We start from the raw sequence: 21,298 nt of genomic DNA on the forward strand, positions 1-21,298 counted from the left end.
GTCCTATTTCTTTGAAAATGAATAACGTATTATTAGCTATCGCGATAAGTACAGGCTTGTATTCCTCTGGCCCTTTTATAGCAAAGGGAGCGATGCCAGACAAATTTAAGACCCATCAGGCTACTCAGCGCCAGTTATCAGGGCAAGTTTTCCAAGGTAACAAACCACTGCGTGGAGCTACGGTGAAGCTTATTGAGCTTGATTTGGTGGCTGTTACAGATAAAAATGGTCAGTTTTCTTTTAACCAACTTCCTTCTGGCGCTTATACCCTATCTGTTCAATATACAGGCATGAAACCGCAAGAAATGGCAATTGCTGCAAACCAAAGCTTAGTGCGTGTGGATATGCAGGAAAACTCCATTGCTATTGAGGATGTGCAGGTTGTGGGGCAAGTGTCTAATGTAAAAGGAGCCACTTCTACTTATATTTCAAGAAAGGCGATAGAGCACCTTCAAGCGACAAATTTGGGCGAGCTACTACAGTTATTGCCTGGACAAGTCATTGCAAACCCATCGTTTCAAAATGTTGGGGTGCCTAATATTCGTCAAGTTACCGATGCGAATGGTCTTAATAAAGCGTCCTTAGGTAATGTTTCATCGATGGGAACAGCCATCATTATCAATGGGGCGCAGCTATCTAATAATGCCAATTTACAATCCGTAAATACAGCAAGATCGGGTGTTCTATCGACGTTTTCTTCCGCTGCGGGTATGGGAACGGATTTACGCCAGTTGTCGGCCGACAATGTGGAGTCGGTAGAAGTTATTCGTGGTATTCCATCTGTGGAATATGGAGAGTTGACTTCAGGTATCTTGGACGTTAAAACCAAAGCTTCTGTAGAGCCTATGCAGGCAAAATTCCGCTTAAACCCGACGATGCGTCAGGCTTGGGTAGGTCAAGGTTTCCAAGTCGGTAAAGATGCCGGCGCTTTATTTGTCGATGTCGATTATACCCATGCTTCCGACAATCAGATTAAAACTTCTGAAGTATACCAGCGTATCAATACGTCTATGCAGTATACCAACACGTTTGGACGTAATAAATCATTGTATACCAACAGCAGTTTAAGTTTTGGGGGCTACTTTGATAATAGCCGTCTAGATCCAGACTTAGCGACTTTAAATATCGTTAATCGAGCAGAGAATTATGACTTTCGCTTCTCGACCAATGGCCGCTGGAACCTAAATAAGCGTTTTGCACGTAATATTAATTATGTCCTTTCTGGGCAATATGGTTCGCAAAATGGATTTCAGCAGTCGCAAACAACAGGTAATGTAAGCGTAATATCTAATAACTTAGAAAATAGTACCATTGAAGTGCCTTACCTTCCATCAAGCTATTTACAGCAGCTATGGATTAAAGGAAAGCCGTTGAGCATACAGGCTAAATTGTCTGATAATTTCTACTTCACTAGTGGTGGCGTAAAACACGGTGTCGTGATTGGTGGTCAATATAGTTTAGACAAAAACTTCGGTGCCGGTAAATATTACGATCCAGCGTTCCCGCCGAAGAGCAATTCAAACATTGGCTTTCGTCCGCGTGCTTTCAGTGATATCCCTGCTTTGCAGCAGCTTTCTTTCTATGCGGAGGATAAATTATCGGCTTTCATCCTAAATAGAGAGCTGAGTATCGTGGCTGGTGTACGTTATGATCAGGTGCAGCCTTTCCGTTCGGATGCCAAGAATGCATTTTCACCACGTGTGAACGCTTCCTACAACTTATTTGAAGGTTTAAAAATCCGCGGTGGATATGGGCATAGCGTTAAAGCTCCTTCTTTGGTGTATCTATATCCTGATAATGCATATGTGGATGTATTCAGCCTAAATCATTATAAAGATAATCCTGCTGAACGTTTAGCGATGATGACCACCCGCGTGTTCTCTACGGAGAATAGCGATTTGAAGATGGCAAAGTCTAAAAAAGCAGAACTTGGATTGGACTACCGTTTCTTGAAAAATAAACGCGTTTCCTTGACGTACTACAACGAGCAAACGAAGAATGGCTATGCGATGTATCAGTACTATAACTTCGCGAATATCCCAATGTATAGCGTTCAATCGCAAGCAACGGGAGAAAAGCCTGTTTTAAGCCCTGTCGTAAAAGATTCTTTATATGTGGTAGATTATTCACGACCAACGAATAATGCTAATATTACCAATAAAGGCTTTGAATTTGATGTCGATTTTGGTCGCATTGATGCGATTAGAACATCATTTACGGTGAATGGTGCTTACTTATCGACTAAACAGTTAGATAACTCACCATTTGTCTATGCGCGTCGTGTAGCGAATGAGCCTTATACGAAATTAGGTGTATTTGAAGGACGAGGGCATACCTACGAGCGCTTTGTGAGCACAATTCGTGCTATTCATCATATCCCAGAATTACGCCTGATTGTCAGTGTAACAGCGCAAACAATATGGAAGGATAAGGATAAATATTTGGGCTATAGTAGTCGTCCATATGGTGTTATCAATATTGCTGAAGGCGGCGCTGGGGCTATAGATTATTTAACAGCAGCGCAAATTGCCGCTATTCCAGAAACGTCGAGCTTGTATTTAAGTGTGGATGACGGTTATTACCGGGAGAATTCTTGGAAACCAACATGGTTATTTAATATGAAGCTGACTAAAGAGTTTGGTAAAAACTACGGATTCTCTTTCTATGCAAATAATGTTACCAACAACCGACCACTACGAGCGGGCACGCGTAACCCTACGCAGTATGAGAAACGTAACTTGCCGATTTTCTTTGGTAGCGAATTGACCTTTAAGTTTTAATTAGTAGCGAAATGAAAAAAAGATATTTTATACTTCTAAGCGTGTTATCGCTTGTTTTACATAGCTGTAGAAAGGATTTTGTGTCGGTTGATACGGTGCCTGTTGTTTTTCAATTGGCTTTTCCTGAAAATTTTAAAGCGGATGCTAATCCTGAAAAAGTCGACGTAAGGCTAAAAAATAATATTACGGGAGAAGTTCAAAACTTAGCAACAGATGGAAGCGGTAAAATTACGGTTTCTATATTGCCAGGCACATACTCCTTAACAGCTTCCCGCTCGTATACTGCGGAAGAGTCGGAAGCACTAACCGGTTATGCACAGGAGTCCTTTGTGAATGCTAGTGTAGCACCTTTACTCATTTCTCCTGAGACCAGTCAAGTGGAAGTTCCCTTGCTTGGTAGCCGTGCTGGTGGTTTGGTTATTCGTGAGTTTTATTATGCTGGTGTACCGACTTCCTATTTCTACGACCTTTTTGTAGAGATTTATAACAACTCCAATGAGACTGTTTATTTGGATAGTTTGTACTTAGGAAATACGAAGGCTGCCAGTGCAAGTGCGTATGGTTTTATCAACGAAAAGGATTTCGTGTACTTGTCGCAAGTATGGATGATTCCTGGATCAGGAAAAGATCATCCTCTAGCACCGGGTGCTTCTTTCGTGATCGCTTCGAATGCCATAAATCATAAAAGTGATCCGAATGGTAATAAAAACTCGCCGGTGAACTTAGGGGCAGGGGTTTCTGATTTTGAGGCCTATTGGCCATATGGAAATAAGACAACAGATAACCCTGATGTGCCCAATTTAGTACATGCCTATGCGAGTACTACCGCTGGTTTTGCTTGGTTGCCTGGTGTTTTTGGTTCTGGATTGGTGATTTTTAATAGCCCAACATTTAAAGAGCTTCCTGTAATGAGAGAGCCAAATGTTGCGGGAACAACGCAGTATAAGGCTATTCCAATAGCAACTATATTTGATGGTGTAGACTGTGTGACGAATGCTAACATCACGGCCGATAAAAAGCGTCTTCCGACGACTGTCGATGCTGGTATGACCACCACTGGAGCTACGTACAATGGTAAATCGGTGCGCCGTAAAGTGAAAACAGTCATTAACGGACGTACCATCTTCCAAGATACCAATAACTCCGCTCAAGATTTTGAAATTAATAATACGCCTTCACCTAAAAAATGGAATTAAGCGCGATGAATAGAAGAATAGTATTAGGACTACTTTTTAGTGGTGCAACGGCGGGCGCTTTTGCACAAGAAGGACGCCAACAACAGGATAAATTAAATTTACAAGAAACGGTCGTTCAGAGTCAGAATGCTGTCTTTTTGCAGCAAATGCAAGTCGATAACCTCGGGGAGTCTGCCATTAGCTATACCAACGAAGATGGGAGCTTTAAACATCCCCTATTAGCAAATAAAAGCCAGTATTTCGGATTTAAATCTAGCCGTTTCCAAGATTTAAAAGGATGGAAGTTATACGGTAGTTTTAACCTCAAAGCGGGTAAAGAAAAAGATGTTGCCTACACGACGCAACTTAATCCTCTGCGCTTAAATCCTTATATTTTAGTCGACTCTTTGCAGGGCGACTGGAATAAGCAGCATTACGGTTTTGATGTACAAGTAGCCTCTCCTTATTTCCATGACCGTGTTGCGGTAGGTCTAGGCTTAAGTTATCAAGTGAGTACGGGAGCACGCCAGCGTGACCCTCGTCCGCAGAATACGCAAAACTTGTTGAACTTGAAGCCTGCGGTGGCCTATAAGTTGGATGAGCATAATATCGTAGGGCTATATGGTCAGTACAATTATTTTGTGGAAGATTTGACCGTTACGAATGTAAATACAAACACGGTACACAATATCTATAAGCTTATTGGCTTAGGCGAATATGTCGGTAGTTCTCCTTTATTTCTTGCGGCAGGAGGTTTTGCACGTCGCTATGCAGGCGACACCTTCGGTGGAGGATTGACCTACAGCCTAAATAAAGGTGACTTTAAAGGCTATGTGGAAGGGTTCTATAATCACCATAAGGAAACAGCAACCGACGGGACAACCTATCCGCAAAATCCAGGAACCCACCGTTACCATGCTTATGGATTTAATGCTTCGTTGAGTCAGACACAAGATTACGGTATTCATAGCCTACGCGCTTCATGGGATCAGAAAGATATTGCAAATACGGAGTATCATCAATACCAAGATCCTATTACGAAGGTTTACGAGACTTTATTTTCTGGCGTTTTCAATACAAACCTAGTTACCCAATCTTCGTTAAGCTACCAGTTTGGGAAGCTTAATGGGAAAGATTTGGTTTGGAAAGCTGGCGTAGGAGCCCAGTATCAAGGGGTCGATAACCGCTATGCCACAAATCTAAGCCAACAGACGGCAGATAGGTTGACCTATCAAGCTGATTTTACCCACTACTTTATGGCTAAAGACCAATCTGGTTTTGTCGTTCAGCTGGGGGGCGCTTACGCGGATGTATTAAAAACGGTGTTCAATTATCCGGAGAAAAGCTACGCAACAAACTTTGTAGCTAAGGAGATTTTATATCCGACGAATGCGTTTCTGTCGACCAAATTCTGGCAAGCCAATGCGGCGGTTCAATATGTATTTAAGCCGATGCAGAAAACAGGTTCACAGTTATACATTAAAGCAAGCGGGAGCTATTTAAAGCCGACAACGACAAACGAATACTTTGCGAAAAAAATGTCAAGAACAACAGCAGAGATTGCACTTGGAATTTATTCCTTTTAATTTAGCAAGCCTTTAAGGATGCTTTAGACGAATAGTAAATAGCGCTTTTTTGTTGCCTTGGGTAGGGATATTTTATAATTTCCTTGTCCAAGGCAAAGCTGTAAAAGGGCTGAACGAAGAATTTCTATATGATGAAGAACACAAAAATGATTGCCTTAACGCTTGCTCTCCTATCTTTAGGTAAGGTGAGTGTACAGGCTCAAGAGATTGAAAAACCGCGTATTAAATCGGAGACTACTTTTGCAATTGTTATTGATAAAGATACCTATCAGTATGCAAAAGCAGAGGTACAAGCCTACAAACAGGCTGTAGAGAAGGACGGTTTAGGGACCTATATTGTCGTTGAGAAATGGACCTCACCAGAGCAGATAAAAACAGTTTTAGAAGATTTATACCGCCAGAAAACGGGCCGTTTGGAAGGCGCAGTTTTGGTCGGTGAGATTCCTGTTCCGATGATTCGTGATGCGCAATTTTTGACATCAGCATTTAAGATGAATCAAAAAATACGTTGGGATAAATCATCTGTTCCCTCCGACCGTTTTTATGATGATTTTGATTTACGCTTCGACTTTTTGCGTCAAGAAACAGAGGCTGGTAAAGAAAACTATTTTTACTACAGTTTGAATGAGCAGTCCAATCAGTTTATCGAGATGGATATCTATACCGCGCGTATTAAGCCTCCTGTAGTAGCAGGTGAAGATGCTAAAGATAAAATTAAGGATTACTTGCAAAAGGTAGTACGTCTGCGTGGTGAGAATAATCCGTTGACAGATATGATGGTGTCTACAGGTCATGGTTATACGTCCAACGCTGTAAACTCTGCTTTAGGCGACGCCTTGGCGTTGAAATCACAATTCCCGACTCTTTTTATGCCCGGCAATTCTATTAAGTTCATGAACTTTAGAAATACAGATTTCATCAAGTTTAATATGTTGGCCGAGTTGAAACGTCCTGGGATGGACTTTGCTTTTATGACGGGCCACGGCACGGCAGCACAGCAGGTACTGAATGGCTATCCATCGGTTTCCAATCCGCAACCGTCGATGCAGAATGTGGCACGCTACCTACGTGCAAAGATGCGTGCGGCAAAAGAAGATGGTCGCGATGTAGAAAAGGTGAAAGCCGATTTTCAAGCTTCTTTAGGTGTTAATGATAAATGGTTTGAAGATGCTTTTGTAGCCTCTTCTATTGTAGAAGACTCTATCTATAATGAAAATATGGATATGCAGTTTTACGATGTGAAAGATGCAGGTATACAAGCACGTTTGGTTTATTTAAACTCTTGCTTGACGGGATCTTTTCACTTGAAAGAATATATTGCAGGTTATTATCCCTTCTCTAAAAATGAAACTATAGTGGCCTTAGCCAACTCTGTCGGGGTTTTACAAGACCTGTGGCCAGGAGAATTGATTGGAATTCTACAGCACGGTGTACGTGTCGGAAATTGGTTAAAGCATACGGCTTACTTAGAGACACATATATTAGGCGACCCTACATTCGCGTTTAGCGGAGCACGTGCGGCTAGTTTAAACCAAGCTTTGGCTGTGAAAACTGGACAAGCGGGCTATTGGAAAGACTTGTTGAAAACACCTGATGCCGATTTGCAGGCCTTATCATTGATTTATTTAAGTCGCCTATTGCCCGCAAAAGAAGCCTCCAATTTATTGCGTAAGTATTATTTTGAGTCGGCTTATGAGACGGTGCGTATGGAAGCATTCCAGTTGTTGCGCAACTTTGAAGATAAGAACTATTTCGACGTATTACATGCCGCGAAAAATGACTCTTATGAGTACATTCGTCGCCGTGTAGCTTACGATTTAGCCGATTTTGGTGGAGATGATTTCGTTAAAGATCAGTTAGAGTTTTATGTTTCAGATCCACATTCAGAGCGCGTCGCTTACCGCACGCGTTGGAATTTACAGTTCTTAAATCCTACCCTCGCACGTCAGTATGTGAATGAGCTTATTCGTGAAAATAAAGCCTTAGTACAAGGCGATTCATTGGCGAATAAATTAGACCGAGATATTGAGGTTAGTCAAAAGAAAACAGCAACAACTTTGGCTACGATCACGGATAAAAAGAAATTAGATAAAGACCGTATCGGTGAGATTAATAATTTACGTTTGTATAGAAATCATGCCTTGATTCCAGCGCTGATTGCTATGGCTAAAGATGCAGAGAATTCGGATGACGTACGTCGTACGGCCTTAGAGGTGATGGGCTGGTACAATATTTCTGTGCGTAGACCTGAAATTGCGGCCGCTTGTGATGAAATTGCAGCGCGTCCAAATGAGGTTGATGTTATTAAAAAAGAAGCGATAAAGACGAAGAAAAGAGTAACGTCTAAACAGCATTCCTAGTGACATACACTGCCAAATAAAAGCGGCTGCTTCATAACCTGAAGCAGCCGCTTTTATTTTACGCTTGCGGGCTATATAAGTGCTCTACTTTTAGCCTCTGCTTTCGCTTTATTGTAAAAATGCCATGTAGGAGCCATTAACGGAATAAAGAAAAGGGGAAAAAACGTGAAAAATCCGAATCCTTTATTTATTGATGAGTATACGGCAGTACCGATAAGCATGCCTACGAGTACACAGTTGCTGATGTACATCCCCTTGCGTTTTTTGTATTCCTTTAGCAACTCTTCGTTGTCTAAATCTTCTAAATTTTTGGTAGCCATGGTTTGGTTCGATTGAGATTGTCATACCTTAATAGACTTTACATTTCTATGTTCTTTTAACAAGAAAGGCAAAATCAATATATTTATATGGAACAAATATATTGATTTTGCCTTTTTTATCAAGAGCGTAAGTAAATTATACTTTCTGCTTATGGTTTCATTTTTTGAATCACTTCCGAGCTATGGTTGTATACCTTAAGTTTTACAGAAGCTTCTCTGTTGGATGTGTTTTTCAGCATAACACTTGATTTTTTTGATACTTGTACGCTTGATTTTTTGTCTTTCTCAAGCGGCGTACTTACCTCTTTAGTGATTAATGTTAATGCATTTAATGACTTGTTTTGCGCATCAAAAGAAAAAGGTTCGCCTTCTTTTGTAGAGATATCCAGCGAAGTATGTGCTGGGATAATCGTATTAATGTATAAAGCATCATTATCTTTCTTTCCTAGTCCGGAAAATAGTTGACATGATTGAAGGCTTAATAAAAGAAGTATTGCAACTAAAAATTTCATGATTTGTGTTCGTTTGATTTCCCGTACTTAAGATTCTCAAATATGCATGATGCAGGGCAAGAAAATTAGGGGAAAGATTCTTTACAGGAATGGTTTGCAGGGCCATTCCTGTAAAGGTATTTATACTTTAATTAGCGACTTCCATGTTTATGCTGCTCCAATGGCGGCGTAATCATGATATGCGCTTTATAGCCGCCTTCATCCATCAACCAAGGCATACCCAAGTTGTTGTGTTGGCTAGATAATCCGATATCTTCTGCTTTCGCAAAAGGCATGTAGATTACATATCTTCTTTTAGCGTCTTTAATTTCACCTGTTTCCATGTTTACATCGGCAGCATCGCCCCAGTAGGCATAAAGCATGGTTGGTGTTTGTGGAATATGAAGTTTACCAGCTTTAAATTCTTGCTCACGAATTTCGTCACGCTGTTTACGTTTGCCTTCGGCAATTAATTGGCGCCCTCTTTCCATGAATGCATCCATAGATTGCGGATAAGCGTAAGAATAGTAGGTAGACGTTTTATAGTCAGGAGCTAAGCATACCATTTTGTTGTTATTGCTCGCTTCTTGAAGAACGATAAATTTTCCAGAATCATCGTATCCATAAACTTTGGCACCATTTCTCAGGTCTGACGGAGCAGCCTGCAGCGCCAGTTTTATTTGAACCTCTTTCGGGAGCGGTTTACGATCCACTTTCTGTGCTAGAACAGCGGTGAAAGAAAGTACCGCAAGCACAAGTATACTAATTTTTTTCATCGGGTATTCGTTTCTGCAAAAATACACAATTAACTTGGCTTTAGGGCGTTGAGAGGTGCTTTTTGTCCCTTTTTTAACGCTTTTTTGCTTTTCACGTCAGCGGTAGAACCCTTCTTTTTACTATTTTTTACTCTTCTTCTGAAGCGTTGCCTTCAGACTGCTGATTATTTTCTTGATCTGGAGCCTGTAGCTTCGCTAATAGTTTTTCTACTTCCTCCTCTGATGCGGTAAGTTTGGCCTTACAGACGGTAATTAATTCAGAAGCACGACTGATTTTATCCGTTAAATCGTCTACATTTATTTCGCCAGTTTCAATTTGACTAACAATGAGTTGTAGCTCTTGAAAGGCGTCGTTATAAGATACTTTATTGGTCATTTTTAATTTCTTTTGAAGTGAGTGTACTGTATAAAGTTCCTTGGTACAATTCTGTTTCTATGGATGTGTTTTCAGGCAAATTCGCAGGGTCAATAATAGCTTTACCCTCAAAACGAGTTATACTGAATCCTCTTTTTAGTAGCTGTTTTGGACTCGCGATATTGATTAATCGGCTCGCATTTACCAAATTCGTTTGCTGCTCTTTAAACTGTTGCTTACAGAAAAGCTGTAAATCCTTTAATGTATTATCTATTTTATTCTTTTTGATCTGTAAGAACGATTTACTAGACCATGATATTTGTTGGCTATACTGTTGCAGTTGCTGATGCTCTTGCTTGAAAATTAATTGACAGGCAGCAATCATACGGCGCTGTGCATCGTCAACAGGAATAGCAAAGTTGTGAAACTTCTGTATGAGGAAATCCGCTAATTCACTCGGTGTTATCGCATTTTTATAGGCCACCATCTCGCTTACTGTTTCATTTGTGGAGTGGCCAATTCCAGTAAGCACCGGAATCGGGAAAATAGCAATGGCCTTGGCTAGCAGGTAGTTGTTGTAGGACGATAAACCGACCTCTCCACCTCCACCACGAACAATTGCTACAGCATCAAATTCGTCTTGCTTTTCAGCGATTACAGCGAGCTGCTTGATGATCGATGGTACCGATTTATCCCCTTGCAGTAAGGCCGGGAAAAGGGTATTCTCAAAATGATAGCCCCAAGGGTTTCCATTAATTATCTTAAAAAAATCGGATAAACCTTTACTTGTTTCTACAGAAATTAAAGCCAAGCGCTTAGGTATTGTCGGAAAGGGTAGCCGTTTGTTGGCCGAGAAAATTCCCTCTTCATGTAGTTTCTTGATGCTGGCTATTTTTTCTTTTTCCAGTTCTCCCAATACAAATGTAGGGTCAATATCGACGATTTTAAGGCTGAAACCATACATAGGGTCATAGGAAATGCCCGCCTGAAAGAGAATAGTGATACCATCACGTAGAGGCTCATTGAGGAGTTCGATAAATTGTCTGTTGATACGTTCATAATCTGTCTTCCATAAAATGGAACGCATTTCGGCAACAATTTTACCATCTTTTTTCTCCACCAACTCGGGGTAGCAATGCCCTGAATGGGTATAAAGGTTTAGCTTATTCATCTCCGCCTTGATCCAATACAAACTCTGGTAGCGGTCAGCAATAGTTTTCTGAATACTACGGGATACCTCCAATAAGGAGAAAATGGTTCTATTTTGAATCTGTTCTGGCATTGCTTAAATCTCGTTTGAAGTTAAAATTAAAAAGTCGAAACACAAAAAAAATAGCTTTTTGGTAAATAGCGCAGGCTGAATTTGTTAAAACCAACTGTTGCGTATTCTTGCGTTTTATTTTTACATTTACGGAAGAAAACTGTTATAAATTATGATAAATAAACGACTTTTCTTACCCTTTTTAATGGTTGGCGCTATGGCGATGGGGAGCTATGCACAGCAACCAAAAATGCAATTGAATCAAATAACATTGATTCAAAATCAGCAAAGCTTAATTCCGCTGACAGGTCTTGAGAAGCGTAAAATTGCTGTAGTGACGGCATTTCCCGAGCGCTATACTGATTTTATCGAAACCTTACAGCAATATGCGGAGGTGACCAGTCTAGATTTCAACCAATATGACGAGCATACCAAATATTTTAATACGCTCATCGTTGCGGGAACACCCGAAGAACTGCGTAGCGACCTGCTCCTGATGGTCAACCAATCGGTGATTAATAAGAAAAATGTCGCTCTGCTTTATTTTGTAGACCCTACATCTAGTAGTGCTGGAACACTGAGCATGATGACGCCAAAGCCTGGTTTCACCGTGTTATCGACGAATGTCGGTAACGCAAAGGTAAGCCAGCGTGCTGCTGCGATGTCCATTTTTGGAGGTGTAGCCATCACGGCAGGCAAAAATCATACGGTTAAAAGTCGCATACAGTATGACGGCATAGAGCAGTCGGCCTTTAATCTGGATCGGATGACGACCCAAATAGATGCTATTGCTTTGGATGCTATCGCCAAGAAAGCAGCGCCTGGCATGGTGGTCATGGCGGTAAAAGACGTAAAGGTTATTTTTGATAAAGCTTATGGTACGCATACCTATGATAAGCAGACGCCAACGCGGACGACGGATATCTTTGATTTAGCCTCCGTAAGTAAGATTGCAGGTACAACGCCTGTTATTATGCATTTGCAAGAGCAAGGCGTTATTGACCTTAATAAAACGATGGGCGATTACCTATGGCAAGCTAAGAGTAGCAATAAAAAAGATATTACCCTACGCTCGGTGATGCTGCATGAGGCAGGATTTACGCCTTTTATTCCATTTTACAAATATTTAAAGGCCGGTGATGTGCAGACGCACGAAGATGCGCAGCATAACGTCAAGCTTGCTGATGGTGCTTTTTTACGCAGTAACTATTACCGCGATGTAATGTGGCCCGAAATGTTAGCCTCCGCGGTGAAACCAGTCGGCAATTATGAGTATAGTGACATCAGCATGTATGTGATGAAGGAAGTCGCCGAGCATGAGACCGCTATACCGATGGAGCAATATGTACAGGATTTTTTATACCGTCCTATTGGCATGAAAACAGCCGGCTATAATCCGCGTAATCGTTTTGCTAAAGAACAAATTGTACCCACAGAGTTGGATACGTCTTTCCGCAAAGTGCTTTTAGAAGGCTATGTACACGATCAAGGAGCAGCATTGGCGGGTGGTGTGGCTGGTCATGCTGGCCTATTCGCTACCGCGAATGATTTAGCAATCTATGGGCAACTTTTATTAAATAGAGGAACATATGGTGGTGTGCGTTATTTTAAGCCAGAGACGGTAGACTTATTCACCTCTAGGCAATCAAAAACGAGCCGACGTGGCTTAGGTTTTGATCGTTTTGACCCTGGTGCAGGCAAGGAGTATCCATCAAAATTAGCAAACAGCACAGTCTATGGCCATACTGGCTATACCGGAACCTGTATATGGATAGATTCCAAAAACCAATTGGTATATATCTTTTTGTCCAATCGTGTGCATCCACAAGTAAGTACGAAATTGCTCGAGCTTAATGTGCGTAGCCGCATTCAAGATGTTATTTATGAAACTATTCAAGCTAAACCCTAAAATATTAGGCCTTATGGCTGTCTGCACACTATCTTTCGATGTTAGTATGGGGCAGCAGTCTGCCTCCGATTTTCATAAAGGCTTAATCGTGGTCGATGGCCATAATGACGTGATTTATGAGTCCATCTTTCCGGGGCGCGATATCGGAAAGCGTCTAAAGCAGGGACATACCGATCTACCACGCTTGCGTGAAGGAGGTGTTGATGTTCAGGTTTTTGCAGTGTGGTCGGATGATAAAAAATTCCCGAAGGGGAAAGCCTTTAAACACGCTAATGCACAAATTGATGCCTTGGAGGCTATGGTAAATAAGTATCCGAAGGAGATTGCCCTTGTGAAAAATTCTAAGGAGGTGCAGTTGGCGCTGGATGCTGGAAAAATTGCCGCTATTATTGGTGTTGAAGGCGGAAATATGATTGAAAGTTCAGTCGAAAATTTGGAAGTGCTGTATAAACGAGGTGCGCGATATCTGACCTTGACATGGAACTACAACCTTCCTTGGGTGACGGCGGCGGCTATAGAGTCGAAGACTTCGTCGGATAAAGGAAAAGGACTCAGTGAGCAGGGAAAGGTTATCATTAAACGGATGAATGAACTGGGGATGATGGTTGACCTTTCACACGTTGGGGAGAAATCTTTTTATGACGTTATGGCTATAACGACCAAGCCGGTATTGGTGTCACATAGTAATGCTTATGCCTTGATGCCTCACTATAGAAATTTAAAAGATCAACAGTTAGCCGCATTAAAGAAAAATGGCGGTGTAATTGGCGTCAATTTTTATTCAGGTTTTCTAGATCCAGGCTTTAATGATCGTGTTAAGCACCTGTACAAGCAACATTTTGGCGCTCAAGCATCTGATAAGCTTTCGCCAATACGTCAGTATGAGCGGCTGCCACTAGCGTTGAGGAGAAAGGCTGATGCGCCACTAGAAAAGTTACTAGAGCATATCGATTATCTCGTTAAAAAAGTAGGTATTGACCACGTGGCGATAGGCTCTGATTTTGATGGTATAGAATCGTCACCACAGGGGTTAGAAGATGTTTCTAAATTCCCATTGTTGACAGAAGCCTTGTTGAAGCGCGGTTATGCTAAAACAGATATTGCTAAGATAATGGGGCAGAATTTCTTACGTATTTTAAAAGAAAATGAGAATCCTTAGTCTTCCCATCTTCTCTTAGGTACGCAGCTTATATCTTGTGTCTTACGAAGAATAATCGGACGCTGATCATAGCGGTTTTCCAATACTAAGGAATCCTTGCTATGGTAAGCAACACGGTAGCGTGGTAAATAGGTTCCTACCTTATGGCAGCCAGAAGCCTTATATTTACCATTTGGCTTGGTGTATATTCCTTCACCAATAAGGCTGTCGCCACGCATGACGTAAACACCCTTCGCATATTCATCCCAGTTGCCATCATTATAGCAGCTATCTGGAACACGTTGCGTTTCCGCATGTACACGCATCGTGGTATACACCGAGTCGCAGATGAAGCGAAACTCATGTAGCGTATAATCCATCATTTGTGATTGAAAAGGAATACTATCTTGTACCCATACACCTTGTAGGTAATCGGCACCTTCGGTTTGCATCTCTGAATGACGCACACAGCTTGTTGCGGTAAAAAGCATACCTAACGCAATGATTAGGTATGCTTTTTGAAAAATATTTATGCTTGATTGATAGCTCACAGATCTATTTTAAGTTGCCAACCATCTCTTCTGGTTTTACCCATTCGTCAAATTGCTCTGCCGTAACATAACCCAACGCAATCGCTGTTTCTTTCAACGTAGAGTTGTTTTTATGTGCCGTTTGTGCAATTTCTGCCGCTTTGTAGTAACCAATTTTAGTGTTTAACGCTGTTACCAACATCAATGAATTGTTAACCAATTCTTGGATACGTTGGTGGTTTGGCTCAATACCAATTGCACAGTGCTCCTCGAACGAAAGACATGCATCACCAATCAAACGTGCCGACTGCAAGAAGTTTGCCGCCATAACAGGTTTAAATACGTTTAGTTCGTAATGACCTTGTGTTCCACCGATAGTGATGGCTACATCATTACCCATAACTTGCGCCGCAACCATAGTTAAAGCCTCACATTGTGTAGGGTTTACTTTTCCTGGCATGATAGACGACCCTGGCTCGTTCTCTGGAATTAAAATCTCGCCGATACCTGAGCGTGGACCTGAAGCCATCATACGGATATCATTTGCAATTTTATTTAAAGCTACAGCCAATTGTTTTAAAGCACCATGTGTCTCCACAATAGCGTCATGCGATGCTAAAGCTTCAAATTTGTTTGGTGCGGTAACGAAAGGTAAGCCAGTGAACTCAGCGATATATTTAGCTACGGTTACATCATAACCTTTTGGTGTATTTAAACCCGTACCTACTGCAGTACCACCTAATGCTACCTCAGAAAGGTGCTCTAATGTGTTTTTTACCGCTTTGATACCATAGTTCAACTGTGCTACATAGCCCGAAATTTCTTGACCTAATGTCAATGGTGTCGCATCCATTAAGTGGGTACGTCCGATTTTTACGACATCCATAAAAGCCTCAGATTTAGCCTGTAGCGTATCGCGTAATTTCTCAACACCAGGAATTGTTGTTTCTACAACGGCTTTATAAGCTGCAATGTGCATTCCCGTAGGGAAAGTATCATTTGATGATTGTGATTTGTTAACATCATCATTTGCTTTTAATACAGGCTCACCTTCGCCGATTTTACCGCCAGAAAGTACTTGTGCACGGTTTGCGATAACCTCGTTGACGTTCATGTTGGACTGTGTTCCAGAACCTGTTTGCCAGATTACTAAAGGAAACTCATCGGCTAATTTACCAGCAAGAATCTCATCGCAGACAGCAGCAATAGCATCGCGTTTTTCAATCGGTAATACGCCTAATTCATGATTTGCATAGGCTGCCGCTTTTTTCAAGTATGCAAAGCCTGCAATAATCTCTTTCGGCATAGAAGCCGCTGGACCAATTTTAAAGTTGTTACGTGAACGTTCTGTCTGTGCTCCCCAGTATTTGTCTGCTGGGACTTGCACTTCGCCCATCGTGTCTTTTTCTATTCTGAATGACATAATTAAATGTATTTAGTGGTACAACAAAGTTAATGAAAATATAGTGAAGCCCGGCTAAATAGGGGGCTATCTTTTACATGCCTAATCGTTTATTGATGCGTTCTTGAATATGGTGGTACAGCTGTTTGGGCTTTAAGGTGCGCCACGGAAACTCATTGAGATCGCCACCGAAGTTTATATAATAATCTATACCTTCTGATTTGAACTCTTGAATTACATGTTCTCTAAAATTTAAAGCAACAATCCAGCCATCTTCAATATCTTCATACCATTCTTCGTAATAAGCGTCGCCAGCACCATGGAAGTTTAACACATTTTCGCCGATAAGGAGGAATTTCTGCACACCTTCTTGTATGAGCAGGTCGATAATTTCTCGTTTAAGAAGCATGATGTCATTGTAAATGGCATCGTTCCACTCGCCAATAAATTCGATGATGGCAAAGCCTTTATCATAATCAACGAATAGAATTTTTAAGTAGAGTGTTTGCGACCCAAAGTCGTCCCACTGCGGATGGAGAAGGAAGTTGTAGATTTGTTTGTCGAATTCAAACTCACTGTATTCAACGCCATAAAAGGGAGATTTCTCGTCTTCTGCCGCAATGTAATCGTCGCGCCAGTTGTAGTATGGTTCTATTTCGTGCACAGCATTCTATTTTGATAGTCATCAAACTTAACTAAATTCTTTTTGTTGCCATAGAATTTTATGTTGTTAAGTGTCTTTAAAAGCTGTTTTTAGTTTGTTTTTTGCTTAAAATCAAAATATTACTTAAATATTATCAAGATTATAGCAATTGGACTACATTTTGCGGTTTATGACATGAACTAAGCCGAGATTATTTCAAAAAACAATAGTAATTTTGCACCGAGATATTGACCATGCAGAACAGTAAAAGACGTAATATATTTGTTGCCGCAACTTATGCGGGCGTTCTGCTTTTGGTTATTATTTTAGGCAAAATTATGACAACCAACAGGGCACACGACCGGGTAGCAGCTTGGTGCCCATTGGTCTGTCTGATAATAGTTGGAAGATGCAACAGTTGCTCGACCTGTTGAACAGCGCTTATGTCGATAGTGTAAATATCGACTCCGTACAGAATGGTGCTATTAATCATATTATTTCCCACTTAGATCCCTATTCTACGTATTTGGTGCCCAATGAGGCTGCACGACAAACGGAGATTCTTGACGGTACCTTTGAAGGGATAGGTATGGAATATTTTAACCTTCGTGATACCTTATTGGTAGTCTCCCTTATTAATAATGGACCTGCGGAGAAAGCGGGTTTCCGTGTAGGCGATAAGTTGTTACGTATTGACGATAAGTCTGTTGCTGGCGTTAATATTTCACAAGAAGAAATCGAGGCTTTAATCCGCGGTACACGTGGAACATCAGTTAATATTGCAATTAAACGAGATGATACAGAGCTTCCTACAGCAATTAAAGTGATCCGTGATCAGGTAACCGTTCGCTCTCTTGATGTTGTATATATGATTAAGCCTACTGTAGGCTATATTAAGGTTCGACGTTTTGGGATTAATACTGGCGAGGAGTTTAACACTGCTATTGCAGCGCTAAAGAAGCAAGGTGCTCAGAAACTTATCCTAGATTTACGTGATAATGGTGGTGGTTATTTTCATGTGGCGATAAAAATGGCGAGTGCCTTTTTTAAAGACCGTCGTTTGGTCGTATACACCGAAGGAGCGCATGAAACACGTCAGGATTATTTCTCCGACGAAGGAGGTGGTTTTGCTGATGGTGAGCTTGCTGTATTGATTAATGAACAGACAGCGTCGGCGAGTGAGATAGTTGCCGGTTTTGTGCAAGATTGGGACCGTGGTGTTATCATTGGTCGCCGTTCTTACGGAAAAGGAATCGTACAGGAGCAGTTTGGCTTTTCTGATGGGTCGACCATCAATTTAAGTATAGCACGCTATTTTACGCCCCTAGGACGTAGCATTCAGAAGAAGTATACGCCGAATTGGTCCAATATGGTGGATTTTAATAGCATGTATAGCGGTTTGTGGGCCCTAGACACCCTGTATGCACATGGACAGACCTATAAAACAAAGGCCGGCAAGGCGGTGTACAGTGGCGGAGGCATCTTGCCTGATATCCAAATGCCGTTGGATTCAAGCTCTTTTTATGGCCCTTATCAACAATTAATTCGTTACGGCCTTGTTGACCAGTTTGTGTATGGACGTTTCACCAAGAAGCTCCCTGCTTATTCTATTGACAACTTCCTAACGGGTTATAATTTGCCAGACTATGAGTACCATAAATTCATTGATTTTGTACGCGCAGCGGGAATTGTTATTCCGGATCGTAAAAAAAATGATTTGCGTGAAGTTATAGAGAGTGATATTGAAGCCTTAGTAGGTCGGTACTATTTCGGTAGAGAGGCTTATTTTAAGGTTAAAAATCGAAGTGATGTCTTCGTGAAGAGGGCGATAGACCATTTTAATAAAGCAGACGGCTAGTTTAGCAATTTTACGTCTGCAAAAATTGGGTAGTGGTCAGATAATTTCTTTTTTATTATTTTGTAGCTGCCAACCTCAAATCGCTTGCTACACAGGATGTAGTCGATTTGGAAGATAGGGAGCATTTCGTAGTGCGTTACGCCCCAGCCCTGTCCTTTTTCCTGAAATGTATTCTTTAGATTTTTACTTATCAAGTTGACACTATACGACATCGGTGTATCGTTGAAGTCGCCCATCACCAAAATCGGATATTGTGTAGAGTCGATGTGATGCTTTAAGGCTGCCGCCTGATCACTTCTTTTATTAAAGGCGAATTTCAACTTTCTTCCTAAACGGCGCGACATATCTTCGTTTGGCTCGTTGCTCGCCGATGGGTTTTGTACGAATTCTTTATCCTCATTTTGTAGGGCAAATGAGCGGAGGTGTACATTGTATACACGGATGGTATCTTGCTCCTTGACAATGTCGGCATAAATAATGCGATTGATGCCATACTCTTTGTGAGCGATAACGCCCGAATTGATAATCGGGAACTTAGAATAAATAACCTGACCATAGGCCTCAGAGCGACTTTTCATGACGGGCTCGAAATAAAAATTTCCAAAGCCTGCTTCTTCATTAATGCGGTCAACAAACTTTTTAGATCCTTTTATTTTTGTGAAAAACTCCTGAAAACAAAGCACGTCAGGGTCTGTTTTTTTGATGAGATTTAGCACCTCATTCTTGATGTCAGGGTTTTCGTTGTCTTTGATATCTTTAAAAAGGTGCGCATTATACGTCATAATACGCATGCTGTTTTCCGTTTTCTTAGGCTCATCGACAGCCTTGCGAAAACCGAAATGCTTAGTCAGCAGGCTCCATCCCAAAAGAATAGGGATGAGTGATAAGAGCGTGTATTTAAATCGACGTAGCCCCCAGTAAGCGACAAAACCAAGATTTATTAGTAAGATAGGGAGGTAGCCTAACCCGAAAAAAGCTATAGGCCACACAACAATAGGATTTATAAAGGATGCCGAATAGCTTAGCAACAGTAAAATAACCGCAATGATATTGCCGAGAAATACTGTTTTACTGAAAAAGCCTAAGTCCTTTTTTAAGAGTTTCCTTTTTGCCATTGTCTACAACTCGCTCTCGCTCGCTTTAAATAATACTTCTTTTTCTCGTGAAGTTAAGCTTTCGTATCCGCCTACGGAAATCTTATCTAGGATTTCGTCGACCTCAGCTTGATTTGGCACATGTTTGCTGCCTCGATTTGTTACCGTTGGTTTTGCGTGATGATTTTGGTAAACGACTTTCAATTTTGATTTCTTAGCTCTCGCTTGCAAAATTTTGCTAAAATCGCGCCCTTCCTGTAACTGTTTGATGAAAATAAAACCCCAGATTGCCATGGCTAGAATGGCTATGGCTGCGGCACTATTCGTGAGGGCATTGAAAATAATTGATAAGCCTACGAAGGCCAGTGCAATGTATTTTAAGCGTATATTTCCAAGAAGGAGCATACGCACTTCCATCTGCGGAACAAGAGTCGCTATAGCCGTTGCTAACGCCGCCAATCCGAAAGTCGCTCCTTGGAAGGATGTTTGTGTGCTTTGTTGAAGGGCAGGAATTGTCCCTACTGCTAAGAAACAAATGGCACCTAATAGTTGAGCAGAAAGGTAAATAAACAGCAGCTGGCGTTTGTTTAGAAACACCAAAAATGTATTTCCCATCCAGAAGAGCCACAAGCAATCAAATAGCAGCGTGAAAATCCCGGTATACAAAAATGGAAAACTAATCAGTGACCATGGTTGCTGTAGGAAATGCTGAAATGAAAGAGGTAGGCTTAAGTAGTTTACGCTAAGCTCATAGAGCGGGATTTGAATGATTCCTACTTCCTTCAGTAAATCAAAACTAAAGATGACGACAAAGAGGATAACTTGAATGGAGATAAGGATAGGAATAGGTGTATCCTTAGTATAGGTATTCGTCCAGAAAGTTTTTAATCCACTTTGTCTCATGATTATATTCCTTTCCTAATACCCCACATTTTAAGCAGTAAATAACCAAATAAAGCACCACCAACATGTGCCAGATGGGCGATTGAGCTACCACTGTTTGAAAAACCTAAGTAAATCTCAATAAGAATTAAAATAGGAATAAAGAACTTCGCTTTGATCGGAACAGGGATGAAGAACAAGTATAAAGACATGTTCGGAAACAGGTAGGCAAAGGCTAACAATAACCCATAAATAGCCCCGGAAGCCCCTACTAGTGGTGTTCCATAAATACTTGTTAAGGTATTGAAGTCTGCTCTTGATATATTCAAGTTTGTAGAAACTTGATTTGTTAGCATGTTAAAATCGAGAAATTGTAGTGCGCGGACGGTACCCGTTATTTGGTGTACTTCCCATGCTTGAACGCCATATTGTAATACTAATGCTCCAAGACCACTAATTAAGTAAAAGTTTAAAAAACGCTTTTGCCCCAATATTTGCTCGATAATTGGTCCGAACATCAATAGCGAGAACATATTAAAAAATATGTGGCTAAATCCTCCATGCATAAACATATACGTGACCACCTGCCATACATGAAAGAAAGGTGAGTCGGGGTAGTAAATGCCGAAAAAATGCGTAGACTGCGTAAAAATAGCAGACCCTATAAAACAGAGGACGTTTATGATTAATAGATTTTTAACAACTGGAGTTAAGTTTGAAAAAAGATTATTCATATGC

Annotated in this window: 18 protein-coding genes; 7 read left to right on the forward strand and 11 right to left on the reverse strand. The window is 41.1% G+C overall.

Going from position 1 to position 21,298, the window contains the following annotated elements; genetic code table 11:
• Positions 1 to 17 precede the first annotated feature (17 nt).
• The 4 genes from WH223_RS13845 (at position 18) to WH223_RS13860 (ending at position 7,901) form a co-directional block, all read left to right on the forward strand.
• Positions 18 to 2,780 carry a TonB-dependent receptor gene (locus WH223_RS13845; RefSeq protein WP_340048332.1) on the forward strand — a complete coding sequence of 921 codons (2,763 nt, stop codon included), beginning with the start codon at positions 18 to 20 and terminating at the stop codon, positions 2,778 to 2,780.
• Positions 2,781 to 2,791: 11 nt separating this feature from the next.
• On the forward strand, positions 2,792 to 3,976 hold the full coding sequence (locus WH223_RS13850) for a DUF4876 domain-containing protein (protein ID WP_340048333.1): 1,185 nt from the start codon (positions 2,792 to 2,794) through the stop codon (positions 3,974 to 3,976).
• A gap of 5 nt (positions 3,977 to 3,981) precedes the next feature.
• Complete coding sequence (locus WH223_RS13855) at positions 3,982 to 5,541, forward strand: DUF6850 family outer membrane beta-barrel protein (RefSeq protein WP_340048334.1); 1,560 nt, start codon at positions 3,982 to 3,984, stop codon at positions 5,539 to 5,541.
• Positions 5,542 to 5,669: 128 nt separating this feature from the next.
• On the forward strand, positions 5,670 to 7,901 hold the full coding sequence (locus WH223_RS13860) for a HEAT repeat domain-containing protein (RefSeq protein WP_340048336.1): 2,232 nt from the start codon (positions 5,670 to 5,672) through the stop codon (positions 7,899 to 7,901).
• A 71-nt stretch (positions 7,902 to 7,972) separates the two neighbouring features.
• Here WH223_RS13860 and WH223_RS13865 read toward each other — a convergent pair whose 3' ends face one another.
• The 5 genes from WH223_RS13865 to xseA all read right to left on the reverse strand — a co-directional run bounded on the left by WH223_RS13865 (position 7,973) and on the right by xseA (position 11,125).
• On the reverse strand, positions 7,973 to 8,221 hold the full coding sequence (locus tag WH223_RS13865; RefSeq protein ID WP_340048337.1) for a hypothetical protein: 249 nt from the start codon (positions 8,219 to 8,221) through the stop codon (positions 7,973 to 7,975).
• A 149-nt stretch (positions 8,222 to 8,370) separates the two neighbouring features.
• On the reverse strand, positions 8,371 to 8,733 hold the full coding sequence (locus WH223_RS13870; RefSeq protein ID WP_340048338.1) for a hypothetical protein: 363 nt from the start codon (positions 8,731 to 8,733) through the stop codon (positions 8,371 to 8,373).
• A gap of 131 nt (positions 8,734 to 8,864) precedes the next feature.
• The gene (locus tag WH223_RS13875; RefSeq protein WP_340048339.1) at positions 8,865 to 9,488 is read right to left on the reverse strand and encodes a hypothetical protein; all 624 of its coding nucleotides are present in this window, start codon (positions 9,486 to 9,488) and stop codon (positions 8,865 to 8,867) included.
• Positions 9,489 to 9,615: 127 nt separating this feature from the next.
• Positions 9,616 to 9,864 carry an exodeoxyribonuclease VII small subunit gene (xseB, locus tag WH223_RS13880; protein ID WP_340048340.1) on the reverse strand — a complete coding sequence of 83 codons (249 nt, stop codon included), beginning with the start codon at positions 9,862 to 9,864 and terminating at the stop codon, positions 9,616 to 9,618.
• The gene (gene xseA / locus WH223_RS13885; protein ID WP_340048341.1) at positions 9,854 to 11,125 is read right to left on the reverse strand and encodes an exodeoxyribonuclease VII large subunit; all 1,272 of its coding nucleotides are present in this window, start codon (positions 11,123 to 11,125) and stop codon (positions 9,854 to 9,856) included. The genes xseB and xseA overlap by 11 nt, the downstream gene beginning before the upstream one ends.
• Positions 11,126 to 11,276: 151 nt before the next feature.
• On the opposite strand from xseA, the gene WH223_RS13890 reads away from it, so the two are divergent.
• A complete protein-coding gene (locus tag WH223_RS13890; protein ID WP_340048343.1) occupies positions 11,277 to 13,013 on the forward strand; it encodes a serine hydrolase domain-containing protein in 1,737 nt (578 codons plus the stop codon).
• Complete coding sequence (locus WH223_RS13895; RefSeq protein WP_340048344.1) at positions 12,988 to 14,172, forward strand: dipeptidase; 1,185 nt, start codon at positions 12,988 to 12,990, stop codon at positions 14,170 to 14,172. Before WH223_RS13890 ends, WH223_RS13895 begins: the two co-directional genes overlap by 26 nt.
• Here the strand turns inward: WH223_RS13895 and WH223_RS13900 are convergent.
• From WH223_RS13900 to WH223_RS13910, 3 genes are all read right to left on the reverse strand, one after another.
• A complete protein-coding gene (locus WH223_RS13900; protein WP_340048345.1) occupies positions 14,169 to 14,702 on the reverse strand; it encodes a fumarate hydratase in 534 nt (177 codons plus the stop codon). The genes WH223_RS13895 and WH223_RS13900 overlap by 4 nt on opposite strands.
• A gap of 4 nt (positions 14,703 to 14,706) precedes the next feature.
• Positions 14,707 to 16,104 (reverse strand): class II fumarate hydratase, encoded by a 1,398-nt coding sequence (gene fumC / locus WH223_RS13905; protein WP_340048346.1) that lies wholly within the window; start codon positions 16,102 to 16,104, stop codon positions 14,707 to 14,709.
• A 73-nt stretch (positions 16,105 to 16,177) separates the two neighbouring features.
• Entirely contained in the window at positions 16,178 to 16,747 is a 570-nt protein-coding gene (locus tag WH223_RS13910; protein WP_340048347.1) for a hypothetical protein, read from the reverse strand.
• A 388-nt stretch (positions 16,748 to 17,135) separates the two neighbouring features.
• Between WH223_RS13910 and WH223_RS13915 the strand changes: the two genes are divergently transcribed.
• Positions 17,136 to 18,584 carry a S41 family peptidase gene (locus WH223_RS13915; protein ID WP_340048348.1) on the forward strand — a complete coding sequence of 483 codons (1,449 nt, stop codon included), beginning with the start codon at positions 17,136 to 17,138 and terminating at the stop codon, positions 18,582 to 18,584.
• Here the strand turns inward: WH223_RS13915 and WH223_RS13920 are convergent.
• From WH223_RS13920 to WH223_RS13930, 3 genes are read right to left on the reverse strand one after another with little or no spacing between them, the layout of a single operon-like run.
• Positions 18,581 to 19,699, reverse strand: a complete 1,119-nt coding sequence (locus WH223_RS13920) for an endonuclease/exonuclease/phosphatase family protein (protein WP_340048349.1) — start codon at positions 19,697 to 19,699, stop codon at positions 18,581 to 18,583. The two genes, WH223_RS13915 and WH223_RS13920, sit on opposite strands and share 4 nt — an antisense overlap.
• 3 nt (positions 19,700 to 19,702) lie before the next feature.
• Entirely contained in the window at positions 19,703 to 20,581 is an 879-nt protein-coding gene (locus WH223_RS13925; protein WP_340048351.1) for a rhomboid family intramembrane serine protease, read from the reverse strand.
• 2 nt (positions 20,582 to 20,583) lie between these two features.
• Complete coding sequence (locus tag WH223_RS13930) at positions 20,584 to 21,294, reverse strand: rhomboid family intramembrane serine protease (RefSeq protein ID WP_340048352.1); 711 nt, start codon at positions 21,292 to 21,294, stop codon at positions 20,584 to 20,586.
• Positions 21,295 to 21,298: the final 4 nt, after the last annotated feature.

It is taken from the genome of Sphingobacterium sp. MYb382, from assembly GCF_037572665.1.
Taxonomy (GTDB): Bacteria; Bacteroidota; Bacteroidia; order Sphingobacteriales; family Sphingobacteriaceae; genus Sphingobacterium.